This is a genomic window from Chitinophaga agrisoli, assembly GCF_008386695.1.
Taxonomy (GTDB): Bacteria; Bacteroidota; Bacteroidia; order Chitinophagales; family Chitinophagaceae; genus Chitinophaga; species Chitinophaga agrisoli.
In genome coordinates, this window is the sequence record NZ_VUOC01000004.1 from 3,080,667 (window position 1) to 3,094,869 (window position 14,203).

Consider the following 14,203-nt stretch of genomic DNA (forward strand, 5'->3'; position numbering starts at 1 on the left):
CATACCATATTACCAGGGGGAGCCTGTATCTTTGTGATATGAAAAGTATCTGGCAGCAAATATTGCGGTATTTCTATATAGGGAAGAAGGATCCGAATGCACCCAAATCGACCTATGTGTATATGATGCATGGCATGAACCGCATCTCGATCATTGTGTTTGTGATCGCGCTGATCATTATGCTGATACGGCTGTTGCGGTAACTAGCGGTTAGCTATTTGCGGTGGATGTGTATATTTAGGAATTTGCGCTCTGATAGATGATTTCCGCAGCGAGGCGGGAAGCGTTCCTTTCACCCAGCCGGCTCCACAGCTCGGCATAATCGGCCTGCATCCGCTGCCGGGTAGGCTCATCCTTTAGCAACAGGGTTAATTCTTTTAGCAGGTTCTGCTCTGTAAGATCGTCCTGGATCAATTCCTTCACTACCGGTTTGTCCATTACCAGGTTTACCAGGGAGATATATTTTACCTTAATTAAACGTTTGGCGAAGAAATAAGAGACTGCGCTGCCTTTGTAGCACACCACTTCGGGTACGCCAAACAGGGCGGTTTCCAGGGTGGCAGTGCCTGAGGTGACCAGTGCGGCGCGGGCCTGGCGCAGCAGGGCATAGGTTTGGCCTTTTACGGTGGATACATTGGCGTGCTGGCCGGTAAGTTCCCGCATAAAAGCATCATCCAGGCCGGGCGCCTGGGCAACAATAAACTGGTATTCCGGGAAATGTTTGGCCATGGTAAGCATGACCGGCAGCTTTACGCTTACCTCCTGCCGGCGGCTGCCAGGCAGTATAGCAATGACTGGTTTATCTGCAAAGGGCTTGTCCGCGGGTTTTTCTTTTACATTCCGGATCACTTCTACCAGGGGGTGCCCTACATAATCCACCTCATATTGCCATTTATGGTAGAAATCCTGTTCAAAGGGCAGTATGCACAGCATACGGTCCACATCGCGCTTTAGTTTCTTTACGCGGTTCTCTTTCCAGGCCCATACCTGGGGAGAGATATAATAGATGACCTTGAGCCCCTGTTGCTTGGCCCATTCTGCAATGCGCATGTTAAAACCGGGATAATCTATCAGCACCAGCACATCCGGCTGAAAGGCCTGGATATCCTCTTTGCAGAATGCGATGTTACGGAGGATGGTACGCAGGTTCATCACCACTTCCAGGAAACCCATAAAAGCGAGCTCCTTATAATGTTTCACTACATGCGCACCGGCCTGCTGCATCATATCGCCGCCCCAGCAGCGCAGATCCGCTGCCGCATCCAATTCTTTTATCTGACGGATAAGATTACTGCCGTGCAGGTCGCCGGAAGCCTCACCGGCTATGAGGTAGTACTTCATGATTGCGCAAAAATAATTACGAATTACTAATTACTGATCACTAATGTTGACCGAAGCGAATGATCTTGTAATTAGTAATTGAATTTTATCCGTGGATGAGTTTTAGCAGCAGGATAGAAATAGCGTATAACATCGTTACCAGGAAGATACCTTTTGCGGTGATGTCCCTTCTTTTTTGGGTATAGAGATAGAAGATGAGGCCATTCAACAGCAGGCACATACTGATGACTTTGGGGATCATCTGCCGGTTGCTACGCAGCACGTCTATAAATTGTCCCCATCCTATATGTTTGGGCATAAATACCAGCATGTAGTACAGGAAGAACCCGATCACCGGCGTCAATAAACCCAGCAGGATACCCAGGGAAAGATTGTCTTTTTTGAACATAGTATAGTTTAATGTGCCCATGTGCTGATGTTATTAAAGTACTATTATGCATTCAACGCTGTTCCTGCACTGATTAGTATTCACAGACCATCTTCCGCACATCAGCACATTATTTAAAGTTTCCAGGCGGCAGTTATTTGTTCTTTGAGCTTGTAGTGTGTAAGATCAAACTGCACAGGCACTACAGATGCGTAATTATTTTCCAGTGCCCATACGTCTGTGTCTTCTCCGGGGTCCATATTCTTGAATTCACCGGTGAGCCAGTAGTATTTTTTACCGTGGGGATCGCGGCGCTCATCAAACTCCTCTACCCATTTGGCATTTGCCTGGCGGCAGATCCTGAGGCCTTTGTACTCCTGTTTTTCTGTAATAGGAATGTTCACATTAAACAGGGAGCCAGCCGGCAGATCGCTTTCCAGCACTCTTTTCGTCATATCATAGGCTACTTCTTTGCAGAGGGTAAAGTCTGCAGAGAAGCTATAATCAAGATAAGAGAAGCCGATGGAGGGGATGCCTTCAATAGCAGCTTCCATGGCGGCGGACATGGTACCGGAATAGATGATATTGATAGAGTGATTGGCGCCATGGTTAATGCCGCTTACACAGATATCCGGTTTCCGGTGCAGGATCTTGTCACGGGCCAGCTTTACGCAATCCACCGGGGTACCGGAGCATTGCCAGGCTTCTATGCCTTCGAAGATATCCACCTGGTTAAGCCGCAGGGGCACGCCTATGGTGATGGCGTGTCCTTTGCCGGACTGCGGGCTATCGGGCGCTACCACCACAATTTTGCCCAGCGGGCTTACGGCTTCTATGAGGGCGCGTATGCCGGGGGCAGTTACCCCATCATCGTTGGTGACCAATATGATCCGTTCGTCTTTGTCCACGTTCTCTACCTTTTTACTTATGACAAATTTAGTATGTATTATATACTTTTTACGTTAATAATCTGTTTTCAGCATCCGGCGGAAGACCAGGAAGATGAACAGGGCGATATATACGAAGAGCATAAGCAGGTACACGGAGTCGTCAAAACGGTCCCCAGTGCCTATCAGCTTACCTATCACGGGGAATGGCAGCAGCTCATCCCCGGACTGCAGGGGCAGTAAACCGCCCACTTCGCCAATTTTGCGTTTGATGAGCAATACCAGCACCTGCTCCACCATCATGGTATAGGCCAGGTAGAGCACAATGGCCAGTCCGGCCCGGCGCACCAATACGGCAATAAGCAGTGCAATGGCCAGGGAGACCTGTACCTGCAGGAAATAATACCACATGTACCGGAACCCCTCGAAGCTAAAACCGTGGTCGCCGTAAGCCAGACCCAGGATAACCGCGAATACCACGGAGGTAATAAAGGCCAGCAGCCCCAGGGCCAGCCACCAGAACAATTTGGCGTATACGAACTGCCGGCGCTCCCAGCCGTCAATGATATTCTGGCGGTGGGTGCGGTAGGTGAACTCATTGGTGACCAGGATCAGCATGGGAATGGCAAAAAGGGCCGTCATGTAGCTATTTACATTGGCCATGCTCTGCCATATGAGAGGAAAATCATAGGGGGCGATGGCAATGAGCTCCTTTGTTTTCTGCTGGATCTGGCTGGTGATCTCAGCGGCGATATAATTGCCGCCGGGCACGATGGCCACCGCCAGCAGCACCATCACCCAGAAAGCGCGGTAGGATCTCACTTTCAGCCATTCTGTACGTATAATCTGCAGCATAGGTTAGTTGTTGGTAATTTGCAGGAAGGCTTTTTCCAGGCTTTGTTTACGTGTATTGATGTGATTGAGCCAGATACCCTGTTCTACGCACCAGGCATTGAGCGCAGCCGGGTCTACCGGCTGTTTGAACACCACTTGCAGGTGCGTACTCCGGCCCAGGATATGACCAAAGGCCGGGTGGCGGCTTAAGACCGTTTCCAGTGCCCGGTTATCCGCAGCGGAAAGCTCTACAAAATCCTCGCGGGCCAGTACCTCATTCACGGGGCCAGACAGCAGGAGTTTGCCCTGCTGCAGAATGGCCACATGGCTGCATACTTTTTCCACCTCATCCAGCAGGTGGCTGGCCAGTATGATGGTTTTGCCGCTTTGTGCCAGCTGCAGGATCAGCTCCCGCACTTCTGCAATGCCGGCAGGGTCCAGGCCATTGGTAGGCTCGTCCAGGATCAGCACCTCCGGATCGCCCAGCAGGGCGGATGCGATGGCCAGCCGCTGCTTCATACCCAGAGAATAGGTCTTGAAACGGGAGTGCTGGCGGTTTGCCAACCCGGCAATGCCCAGCACCCGGCTGATATCCGTTTCCGGCCGTTGCTTGATGGAAGCGGCTATCTGCAGGTTCTGATAGGCGCTGAGATAGTGGTAAAAGTTGGGCGTTTCCAGCAGGGTACCTATCTGGCGGCGCAGGCTGGCAGCCGGCGGCGCATCAAACAGGCTGTAACTGCCTTCATCTGCTTTGAGCACATCTGTTACAATACCCAGCAGGGTAGTTTTACCACTGCCGTTAGGCCCCAGTATACCAAATACGGCGCCCTTGGGCACCTCAAAGCTAACGCCGGACAGCGCCTGTATGGCGCCGTACCGTTTGGAAATATGTTTCAGTGAAAGTATAGGCATAGATAGCTTAGTTGCGGATAGGTTTACCGGTTTTTATAACGCTTTGTAAACGCTCCAGTGTTTTGCGCTCAGCGGCCAGGCTCAGGAAAGCTTCCCTTTCCAGGTCCAGCAGGTACTGCTCGCTTACCAGGGTAGACTCGCTCAGGTCGCCGCCGCACATTACATAGGCCAGCTTGCCGGCGATCTTAGCATCATGCTCAGAAATGAATTTACCAAACAGCATGGCATGGATACCGGTAAGCAGGGTACCGAGGGCAGGGCGTCCTAATACCTTGATATCCTTTCTTTCCACCGGGCGGGTATAACCGTCTGCGCTCAGTTCCAGTACGCTGCGTTTAGCGTCTGCTATAAGGCGGCTCTGGTTCATGGTAATTTCATCACGGCCCTGGCGCATAATGCCCAGGTCAAAAGCCTCGTGGGCGGATGTAGCTACTTTGGCTGTGGCCACGGTCATGAAGCGATCTTTGAGCGGCTCTTCATCAATACGGCCTTCTTTAAACTCGTCTGCCGCGCGTACTGCCATTTCTTTAGTGCCGCCACCGCCGGGGATGAGGCCCACGCCCAGCTCTACCAGGCCTATATAGGTTTCTGCCGCGGCCTGTACCTTATCTGCATGCAGGCACATCTCACAACCGCCGCCCAGGGTGAGCGCATGGGGGGCGAGTACCACCGGTATGGAGGAATAACGGATACGCATGGTGGTTTTCTGGAACAGGCGTACCGCCATATCCAGCTCATCGTACTCCTGTTCTGCGGCCAGCATAAAGATCATACCTACATTGGCCCCAGCGGAGAAGTTAGCGCCGTCGTTGCCTATTACCAGGCCGCGGAAATCTTTCTCCGCCCGGTCAATGGCTTTGTTCACACCTTCCAGCACTTCGCCGCCAATGGTGTTCATCTTTGTTTTCCAGTCGAGCCCTACTACGCCATCACCCAGGTCATACAGGCTGCAGGCGCTGTTCTTCCAAACGATATTGTTGCTGAGGTTTTCGAGTATAATAAAACTTTCTGCGCCCGGCACCTGCTTGTAGCTTTGGGTGGCCAGATCGTAGTATAATTTTTTTCCGTTCTCTACTTTGTAGAAGGTCTTGATGCCTTTACCCAGCATATCCTTCACCCAGGCAGCTACCGCAAAACTTTTTTCTTCCATGGTCTTTACCACAGCCTCTACGCCCAGCAGGTCCCATGTTTCAAAGGGGCCGATTTCCCAGCCGAAGCCGGCTTTCATGGCATCGTCTACTTTGTAGATATCGTCTGCTATTTCCGGTATACGGTGGGAGATATACGAAAACAGATGTGCATGGAACAGTTGATAGAACTGCCCGGCCTTATCTGTAGCGGCGGCCAGCATACGCAGGCGCTGTTTCAGGTCTTCTACAGGTTTGGCCGCTTCTATCGCCGCAAATTTGGGTTTCTGTTTGGGACCATATTCCATAGTTTGCAGGTTCAGCGTCAGTATCTCCTTGCCGCCTTCGCCCTTGGTCTTTTTATAAAAGCCCTGGCCGGTCTTATCGCCCAGCCATTTGTTTTCTACTACCTGTTGTAAGAAAGGCGGTATGTCGAAGATCTTACGTGCTTCATCATCCGGGCAGTTGTCTGCTACGCCTTTGGCTACTTTCACCAGGGTGTCTATACCCACTACATCCGCGGTACGGAAAGTGGCGGATTTAGGCCGGCCGATCACGGGACCAGTGAGCGCATCTATTTCATCGATGTTGAGGCCCATTTCCTGCATGATGTGGAAGATGGCCATGATGGAAAATACGCCTATCCGGTTGGCGATAAATGCGGGCGTATCCTTACACAGCACGGTGGTCTTACCCAGGTACAGATCGCCGTAATGCATGAGGAAGTCTATTACTTCCGAATCTGTATGCGGGGTGGGAATGATCTCCAGCAGCCGCAGGTAACGCGGCGGGTTGAAGAAGTGCGTACCACAGAAATATTTTTTGAAGTCGTCACTGCGGCCTTCTGTCATCAGGTGGATGGGAATGCCGGAGGTATTGGAGGTGATGAAGGTGCCGGGCTTGCGGTATTTTTCTACCTGTTCAAACACGGAGCGTTTGATATCCAGGTTCTCTATCACTACTTCTATGACCCAGTCGCAGTCTGCAATGCGGGACATATCATCTGTAAAGTTGCCGGTTTGGATACGTTTGGTAACGTCTTTGGTGAATACGGGCGAAGGGTTGGATTTGAGCACGGATTGCAGGGCCTCGTTAACGATGCGGTTTTTTACCGCGGGGCTGTCGGTGGTTAAGTTTTTTGCTTTTTCTGCATCGTTGGGTTCTTTGGGGGCAATATCCAGCAATAGTACCTGCACGCCTATACCGGCAAAGTGGCAGGCAATCCTTGATCCCATTACGCCTGATCCTAATACAGCAACTTTATTGATGTGTCTTTTCATGAGCTTTTAGCTTTTAGCTATTGGCAGTTAGCCATTTATGCGAATATTATTTTAATCTTTCAATTAATGAATTTAACATTTTTTGGATTTCATTTATCAGCGGGAGGATATTTTCTGTTTTTCATGAACGGGTTTTGAATGAAGATAATGAAAAAGCCAATGTAATCGTGTTACATTGGCTTTAGTTTATGGTTAATAGTATTGGGCTCAGCTTACTCCACTTCCGGGCGCTACCACCTCTGCCGGATTCACAAATACCAGCTTGCCGTTATCCTCCGCCATCAGGATCATACCCTGGCTTTCGATACCGCGCATTTTACGCGGGGCCAGGTTGGCTACCAGGGTTACCTGTTTGCCTACGATCTCTTCTGGTTTGAAATGCATCGCTATACCGGAAACGACCGTACGTTTTTCTGTGCCGATATCTACCAGTAGTTTCAGCAGCTTATCCGCTTTTTCTACTTTCTCTGCCTGGATGATGGTGCCTACACGGAGGTCCAGTTTGGCGAAATCGTCGTACTGGATCTCTGCTTTGGGCGCAACAGCTTCTTTGGCAGGAGCGGCATCCTTAGCGGGAGCCGGCGTACCGTTGGCAGCGGGTGCAGCAGCGGCTTTTGTAGCTTGTAGTTTATCCACCTGTGCTTTAATTTTTTCGTCTTCAATTTTCGTAAACAGCATCTCCGGTGCGCGCAGGGAATAACCAACCTTTACCAGGTTCAGCGTACCCGCATTCTCCCATTCCAGCATACGGTCCACCACTTTGAGCAAATGGCAGATCTTCTTTGCGGTAAAGGGCATAAAGGGATTAGCGAAAATGGCCAGGTTAGCAGTGATCTGCAGACACATGTGCAGGCAGTTGTCGATTACAGCCTGATTCTGGGCTTGCAGTTCCGGCGTTTTAGCCAGTATCCAGGGTTGTTTTTCCTGCAGGTACCTATTACCCTCCCGGGATACATTCATCATTTCCTGCAATGCTTCGCGGAAACGGTAGTTTTCCAGCGCATCCTCTATTTTCTGCTTTGCTGCCTGCAGCATAGGCAGCACAGCATCATCCTTATCATCTTTTACATCCGCATGTATGGGGGGCACCTTGCCACCGCACAGCTTGTGCATCAGCACCATAGTACGATACACAAAATTACTGAGGTTACCAACCAGCTCATTATCATTCCTATCCTGAAAATCCTTCCAGGTAAAATCATTATCCTTGGTTTCCGGCGCGGTGCTGCACAGCACATAGCGCAGTACATCCTGCTGATCCGGGAAGTCCTGCAGGTACTCATCTACCCAAACGGCCCAGTTGCGGGAGGTGGAGATCTTCTCCCCTTCCAGGTTCAGGAACTCGTTTGCGGGCACATTATCCGGCAGTACAAAGCCGCCATGGGCTTTTAACATGGACGGAAAAATGATACAGTGGAACACGATATTGTCCTTACCAATGAAGTGCACCAGTTTGGTATCTTCCTTACACCAATAGTCTGCCCAGTTGGGGGTAAGCTCCTTGGTGGCGGAGATATAACCAATAGGCGCATCGAACCATACGTACAGCACTTTACCTTCCGCATCGGGCAGGGGCACTTTGATGCCCCAGTTGCTGTCGCGCGTCATGGCGCGGCTCTGCAGGCCGCTATCTATCCAGCTTTTACACTGACCGTATACGTTGTTCTTCCATTCCTTATGGCCATCCAGCAGCCATTCCTTGAGCCAGGGCTCATAGTTCTGGAGGGGCATGTACCAATGGGTGGTCTTTCTTTTCACCGGCACGGCATCGCTAAGGGCAGAGCGGGGATTGATCAGCTCTTCCGGGCTAAGCGTACGGCCGCACACCTCGCACTGGTCGCCATAGGCCCTTTCGTTGCCGCAATTGGGACAAGTGCCTATGATGTAGCGGTCTGCCAGGAAAACCTGTTTCACCTCGTCGAAGTACTGTTCGCTTTCACGGGTCTCAAACAGGCCGTCGTTGTACATCTTCAGGAAGAAATCGGCAGAGGTCTTATGGTGTATTTCGCGGCTGGTGCGGGAAAATATATCAAACGAGATCCCCATCGCCTCAAAGCTATCGTTGATGATCTTGTAATATTTGTCCACTATTGCCTGGGGGGTGGTATTCTCCTTCATTGCGCGGATGGTAATGGGAACGCCATGTTCGTCCGTACCGCCGATGAATTTAACATCGGCCTTTTTAGCGCGCAGGTAACGGACATATATATCCGCCGGGATATAACAGCCAGCCAGGTGGCCGATATGCACCGGTCCGTTGGCGTAGGGTAACGCAGCTGTTATTAAATATCTATTAAATTTTGCCATATCCGTTTAAACAATACTTAAATGTTCCTGGGTTTGTTAGTTTGCTTTGTTTATTGGTTTATTTTGGTCCCGGAGTTTTGCAGGAACCGTTTGCCAGACACCCCACGCGTTGGAGGGATCATAAACCGGTAAACTGATCCGCAAAGGTAAATAAAGCAACTAGAATGATGAAAATTCCGCCATATCTGAAAAAAGGTGACCTTATAGGCATTACCTGTAGCAGCAGCAAAATGGAGCTGGCAGCGGCAGAATACGCAGCCGGCGTGATCTCTTCCTGGGGATACCAGGTACACCTGGGCATTACTGTAGGCACCAGTTTCCATAATTTTTCCGCTCCGGATGAGCTGCGGCTGGAAGAGCTGCAGGATATGCTGGACGATCCCGAAATAAAAGCGATCATCTTTGGCCGGGGCGGTTACGGGATGGTTTGCCTGCTGGACAGCCTGAATTTCACCCGTTTCCGCAAACACCCCAAATGGTTATGCGGCTACAGCGATATTACCACACTGCATGCCCATGTGCACCAGCATTTTGGTATTCCTACCATTCATTCCATGATGTGCAGCGGTATACGGCCGGAGACGGCGGAGCTGGAATATGTACAGAGCCTGGAGCACGCGTTGCGCGGCAAGGCCTATAAATACGCTTTTACCCCGCATGAGCTGAACCGCACCGGGCAAGCCAGCGGCGTACTGGTGGGTGGCAATCTGTCATTGCTGGCCAACCTGTCAGGCAGCCCTTCACAAATTGACACCGCAGGGAAAATACTGCTACTGGAAGACATTGGCGAGTACCGCTATAATGTGGACCGTATGATGTATAACCTGCTGCGCGCCGGTTGGCTGGATAAACTGGCCGGCCTGGTAGTAGGCGCCTTTGTGGACAGCAAGGAAACAGAAACCCCTTTTGGGCAAACTGAATTTGAGATCATAGAAAGCATTGTGCAGGACTTCGACTACCCCGTTTGCTATAATTTCCCCAGCGGGCACCAGCCGGAGAACTATGCCCTGCAGCTGGGTATGCCGCACTTGTTAAAAGTGGGCGCTAAAGGTGGTACGCTGGCGGTACAAAAGCCGTAGCGGATCATCCAGGTCTATCCGGCTATCCGCATCCGGTTATCCGGCATTGAACGCTTTTACCCCCCGGTTCAACGCTTTTACCCCGGGCTGTGAACGCTTTTAATAGGGGTTGCATACGGGTTGCACACGAGTGTCACATTAATCCTCCACATCCGGCACTATCTCCATCCCATACTGTTCCGCCGTTAAAATACCATCCGCTTTTGTCTGCGCTATGATGGCCGGGTCCGGGCTAAGGCTATGCATCTGGAACTTGTTATGCAGGTAATCCATGCTGTAAAGCCTATTTATCAACCCATCCGGCACCGCCACCAGGTATTTCAGGATCTCGTTCACCATCAACAGGCCGGTAGCGCCGTGGGTGATGCCCATTGCCCCTGCGTCAAAATTGCGGTAGCTATCTGTAAGGGCCTCGCAGCAGCGGTAGGAGGCGGAAAGCATACCCTCTGTCTGGGGGATGTTAAACCCGGCCCACCAGGCGATCCAGTTGTGCACCTCCCCTATTACAAAGGGTTTGTTGTTGGCTATGCAGGCATCGTTCACCACAAGGTGAGTAGGCCGGTGCTGCGAACAGTCGATCACCAGGTCCATTTCTGCGATGAGCTGTGTTACGTTCTCCGGTTTTATCTGTACCAGTAGAGGGTAGTGTTTGGTGAAGGGATTGCTGGCCCACAGCCGGCTGGAGGCCATCTTGGCCTTGTGCTTGCGCAGGTCCTGCATCTGGTAGATGGGCTGGCGGTGCATATCTTCGTCGTTGATCACCCCATAGTCTGCAATGCCTATTACGCCTATACCGGTGGCGCTGAGGTATTGTATAACCGGGGAGCCCAGGCCGCCGGCGCCTATTACCAGTACCCTGGACGCTTTTAGCTTCTCCTGCATGGCGGTACCCATGCCTGGCACCGCTACCGGGTGTTTGAAATGCTGTAATTCCTTATCTGTTAATGCCATGCTTGCTCAGTTTTTTCAATACTGCAATAGTAAGCAGGTTGTATCAACAAACAAAATAGACGGGGTGTAAATAAGCAGGAATGAAAAGAATAGCAGAAAAAGCAAAAAGGAGCAATAATGGCAGTTTTGAAGCGGTTGGAAAAGCGGAGATAGTTCGATGATACTTCGATGATAGTTCGACGATAGTCCGATGACGGTCGATGGTAATTCGATGATGGTCCAATGATAGTTACGTGTAAAATCGCCTCCCGCAGAGGGGCGTTTTGGCAGCCCCATTGCACTAACAGGCCTCCCTGTTTGCAGGCTGTTTCCCTGTAAAAGCTAATTCACTAAGAACGCTATTCCTGCGGAAATTCCATGGTAAACTTGCTGCCCTTACCCAGCGCACTATCCACCTTGATCTTGCCCTTATGGGCGTCTACAATGGCTTTTACGTAGCTAAGCCCCAGGCCAAACCCTTTTACGTTGTGTACGTTACCGGTATGGGCGCGGTAAAACTTTTCAAAGATGCGGGAAACGGTATCGCGGCTCATACCGATACCATTATCGGAAACGGTGATGACCAGGCTTTTACGGGTGTTGTAAGTGCTGATCACTACTTCGAGGCGTTGCTTGGAATACTTGATGGCATTATCCAGCAGGTTGAAGATCACGTTGGAGAAATGCACATCATCTGCTTTTATGATGGGGTTGATGGCATCCAGGCGCAGCTCTACGCGGCCATCTTTTGAGGCCAGCTGCAATTGCAGATTGTCCACAGAGTGCTGTATGATCGCATGGGCGTCTATCACTTGGAGGTTGAGGCCTATTTCGTTCTTTTCCAGCAGGGCGGATTGCAGGATGCTTTCCACCTGTTTATTCATGCGCTTATTCTCTTCCTTGATGATGCCGGAGAACTGCAGAATCTTTTCCGGGTTCTCTATCACCTTCTGGTTGCCAATAGCGTCAATGGCCAGCGATATGGTGGCCAATGGCGTTTTGAGCTCATGCGTCATGTTATTGATGAAATCCGATTTTATCTCCGATAGTTTTTTCTGGTTCAACAACGTACGGATGGTCAATGCAAATGCGGTAACGATGATGAATGTGAACAATACGCAACCTGCTATCACCCAGCTAAGCCAGTGTAGCAATGCGGTGCTGTTGTTGGGCACTACGATGTAGAGCACTTCCGTTTGATCATTGATATCTTCTGCGCTGTTGACCAACGGCGTTTGCTGTACGTAGTAGTCTGTGGTATCGTTAAAAGCAGCCTCGAAGGTGGGACCGAATTTGGAGGACTGCATCTTGATGATATGTTCGTTGCTGAAGGGGCTTCTGCCGGTGATACCGAACTCAAATTTGGTATCAAGTTTCTGTTTGTGCAACAAACTGTCTATCATACTCCTCACTTCGTCCGTAGTGAAACGGTCACTAATGTTAACGGGTATATTACTGAACTCGAATTTGTCGAGGAGGATGCGGTTATCGCCGGTGGTGAGCTTTGTACCGCCCATTTTATAGCGTATAGGCGGGGCCTGGCGGCGTACCATCTGATCACGGATGGACTCCCCTACGCTGAGGAAACGCTGTTCCATCTGTTCCTTTTTGAGGATAGCGGCGTTGCGGATCCAGCTGACCTGTATAACAATAATTCCCAGCAGGGATAAGGTGATCAAGACGACGATTATCGGAAATGTTTTCTTTAACGGTAGCATGTATTTGTAAAAACCTTAAATAATACGGTTATCTGATGGTAACCTTCTAAGATAATATTCTGTGCCTTAAATTCTATCAAAATCAATTATTGCTATAGCAACAATGATACAAAATTAGACCGCGCAAACCGTTTATCAGTCTAGTTTTAACAAAAGAATATCACTTTAACGTAATTTTAACGGCGAATTGATGCTCTTTTTATTCCATCTTTACTTACCTTTGCCATAGAATCTGGTACCAATTTTGATACATTGGATATCAGTCACAAAATAAGCAAATAAACTTTCTACATACATCGACGTGGATTTCGTTCCATAAGCGATTTAGATTTTGGTTGATAAAATGGTAAGGAGGCTTTCTAGCCTCCTTTTTTTGTGCTATCACGCAGCATCACAATTCAAAATTGGTTAAATTTGATCAAGTGATCAAAATTCGTTGCGTATGGTGTCCCTTTCTCCCGGCATATTACTGATAGCTGATCCTTTTCTGAAAGACCCCAATTTTGCACGTACCGTGGTTTTACTTTGTGAACATCAGGATAAAGGAAGTTTTGGTTTTGTTATCAACAAGCTGTTTGATCAAACCCTGGACGAGCTGGTGCCTGACGTACTGGTAAACAATATTCCTGTGTTCTTTGGCGGGCCTGTGCAGTTGGATACGATCCATTTTGTGCATCAACAGCCTGATCTGATAGAAGGCGGTTTTGAGATCATCCCCGGTATCTTCTGGGGCGGTAAATTTGATGATGTAGTAAAGCTCATCAATGACGGCCGGCTGGATCTGACCAGGATCAAATTCTTTATTGGTTACAGTGGCTGGAGCAGCGGACAGCTGGTGAATGAATTCAATGAAAAATCGTGGATCTTATCGGAGAGTGATGCTGCATTGGTGTTTGATAAGAAAGAAGAAAATATCTGGCAGCAATCATTGAAGAACCTGGGTAATAATTTCGCGATCATGGCTAATTTTCCGATCGATCCTTCGCTTAACTGATGGGCCTGTATTAGAGCCAGCAGGCATAATTTATCCACTACATGTTTAGGTGGCGATAAAAATAAGTGTCAACTTCACATAAGAATATTACGCTGACAATAGATATAGCTTCTCCCAAAATGATCAGTTATGGACACCCGGTATTCTACGCTGTTAATACACACTCGTAATGCATACATAGGGATGGCGGTATGCAATCAAACTTATTATTTCATCGCAAAGGATTGAAGATATGCTAAGACTATCTTCTGTTTTAGCCATCCTATGAGATAACCTCGCAAAGACCGGAAATACCGGTCTTTGTTGTTGTTAGGCGGATAAGTGTATAGACGTCGTTTTCATACAACATACACGTTGCCAAGCTGCACACATTTTGCGTAGAAAACGTTACGGATTTTATACGGCAGGCATTGGCTTGATGCAGCCC

Annotated in this window: 12 protein-coding genes; 3 read left to right on the top strand and 9 right to left on the bottom strand. The window is 49.5% G+C overall.

Features of this window, described 5'->3' with window-relative positions:
* Window positions 1-38: 38 nt before the first annotated feature.
* Entirely contained in the window at window positions 39-203 is a 165-nt protein-coding gene (locus F0L74_RS33465; protein WP_188316244.1) for a DUF6728 family protein, read from the top strand.
* A gap of 34 nt (window positions 204-237) precedes the next feature.
* On the opposite strand, the gene lpxB is transcribed toward F0L74_RS33465, so the two are convergent.
* From lpxB to metG, 7 genes are all read right to left on the bottom strand, one after another.
* Window positions 238-1,341: a lipid-A-disaccharide synthase gene (lpxB, locus tag F0L74_RS31255; protein ID WP_149841806.1), complete on the bottom strand. Its 1,104-nt coding sequence runs from the start codon at window positions 1,339-1,341 to the stop codon at window positions 238-240.
* A gap of 85 nt (window positions 1,342-1,426) precedes the next feature.
* The gene (locus F0L74_RS31260; protein WP_149841807.1) at window positions 1,427-1,750 is read right to left on the bottom strand and encodes a hypothetical protein; all 324 of its coding nucleotides are present in this window, start codon (window positions 1,748-1,750) and stop codon (window positions 1,427-1,429) included.
* A 92-nt stretch (window positions 1,751-1,842) separates the two neighbouring features.
* The gene (surE, locus tag F0L74_RS31265; protein WP_149841808.1) at window positions 1,843-2,616 is read right to left on the bottom strand and encodes a 5'/3'-nucleotidase SurE; all 774 of its coding nucleotides are present in this window, start codon (window positions 2,614-2,616) and stop codon (window positions 1,843-1,845) included.
* 54 nt (window positions 2,617-2,670) lie between these two features.
* Entirely contained in the window at window positions 2,671-3,450 is a 780-nt protein-coding gene (locus F0L74_RS31270) for an ABC transporter permease (protein ID WP_149841809.1), read from the bottom strand.
* A gap of 3 nt (window positions 3,451-3,453) precedes the next feature.
* Window positions 3,454-4,341: an ABC transporter ATP-binding protein gene (locus F0L74_RS31275; RefSeq protein WP_149841810.1), complete on the bottom strand. Its 888-nt coding sequence runs from the start codon at window positions 4,339-4,341 to the stop codon at window positions 3,454-3,456.
* 7 nt (window positions 4,342-4,348) lie between these two features.
* Window positions 4,349-6,748 carry a 3-hydroxyacyl-CoA dehydrogenase/enoyl-CoA hydratase family protein gene (locus tag F0L74_RS31280; RefSeq protein ID WP_149841811.1) on the bottom strand — a complete coding sequence of 800 codons (2,400 nt, stop codon included), beginning with the start codon at window positions 6,746-6,748 and terminating at the stop codon, window positions 4,349-4,351.
* 207 nt (window positions 6,749-6,955) lie between these two features.
* Window positions 6,956-9,055, bottom strand: a complete 2,100-nt coding sequence (gene metG, locus F0L74_RS31285) for a methionine--tRNA ligase (protein WP_149841812.1) — start codon at window positions 9,053-9,055, stop codon at window positions 6,956-6,958.
* A gap of 164 nt (window positions 9,056-9,219) precedes the next feature.
* Between metG and F0L74_RS31290 the strand changes: the two genes are divergently transcribed.
* Window positions 9,220-10,134 (top strand): S66 peptidase family protein, encoded by a 915-nt coding sequence (locus F0L74_RS31290; RefSeq protein ID WP_246197879.1) that lies wholly within the window; start codon window positions 9,220-9,222, stop codon window positions 10,132-10,134.
* Between the two features lie 138 nt (window positions 10,135-10,272).
* Here F0L74_RS31290 and F0L74_RS31295 read toward each other — a convergent pair whose 3' ends face one another.
* Entirely contained in the window at window positions 10,273-11,085 is an 813-nt protein-coding gene (locus tag F0L74_RS31295; protein WP_149841813.1) for a HesA/MoeB/ThiF family protein, read from the bottom strand.
* Window positions 11,086-11,423: 338 nt separating this feature from the next.
* Window positions 11,424-12,743 carry a sensor histidine kinase gene (locus F0L74_RS31300; RefSeq protein ID WP_246197881.1) on the bottom strand — a complete coding sequence of 440 codons (1,320 nt, stop codon included), beginning with the start codon at window positions 12,741-12,743 and terminating at the stop codon, window positions 11,424-11,426.
* A 481-nt stretch (window positions 12,744-13,224) separates the two neighbouring features.
* Here F0L74_RS31300 and F0L74_RS31305 point away from each other — a divergent pair, with 481 nt between their 5' ends.
* Window positions 13,225-13,776: a YqgE/AlgH family protein gene (locus F0L74_RS31305; RefSeq protein WP_149841815.1), complete on the top strand. Its 552-nt coding sequence runs from the start codon at window positions 13,225-13,227 to the stop codon at window positions 13,774-13,776.
* Window positions 13,777-14,203 lie beyond the last annotated feature (427 nt).

Bases quoted from the DNA above. Each gene is read 5' to 3' on its own strand.
- F0L74_RS31275 (WP_149841810.1), bottom strand. From the start codon at position 4,341: ATGCCTATACTTTCACTGAAACATATTTCCAAACGGTACGGCGCCATA.
- F0L74_RS31280 (WP_149841811.1), bottom strand. From the start codon at position 6,748: ATGAAAAGACACATCAATAAAGTTGCTGTATTAGGATCAGGCGTAATG.
- F0L74_RS33465 (WP_188316244.1), top strand. From the start codon at position 39: ATGAAAAGTATCTGGCAGCAAATATTGCGGTATTTCTATATAGGGAAG.
- lpxB (WP_149841806.1), bottom strand. From the start codon at position 1,341: ATGAAGTACTACCTCATAGCCGGTGAGGCTTCCGGCGACCTGCACGGC.
- F0L74_RS31305 (WP_149841815.1), top strand. From the start codon at position 13,225: ATGGTGTCCCTTTCTCCCGGCATATTACTGATAGCTGATCCTTTTCTG.
- F0L74_RS31290 (WP_246197879.1), top strand. From the start codon at position 9,220: ATGATGAAAATTCCGCCATATCTGAAAAAAGGTGACCTTATAGGCATT.
- F0L74_RS31295 (WP_149841813.1), bottom strand. From the start codon at position 11,085: ATGGCATTAACAGATAAGGAATTACAGCATTTCAAACACCCGGTAGCG.
- F0L74_RS31260 (WP_149841807.1), bottom strand. From the start codon at position 1,750: ATGGGCACATTAAACTATACTATGTTCAAAAAAGACAATCTTTCCCTG.
- F0L74_RS31270 (WP_149841809.1), bottom strand. From the start codon at position 3,450: ATGCTGCAGATTATACGTACAGAATGGCTGAAAGTGAGATCCTACCGC.
- metG (WP_149841812.1), bottom strand. From the start codon at position 9,055: ATGGCAAAATTTAATAGATATTTAATAACAGCTGCGTTACCCTACGCC.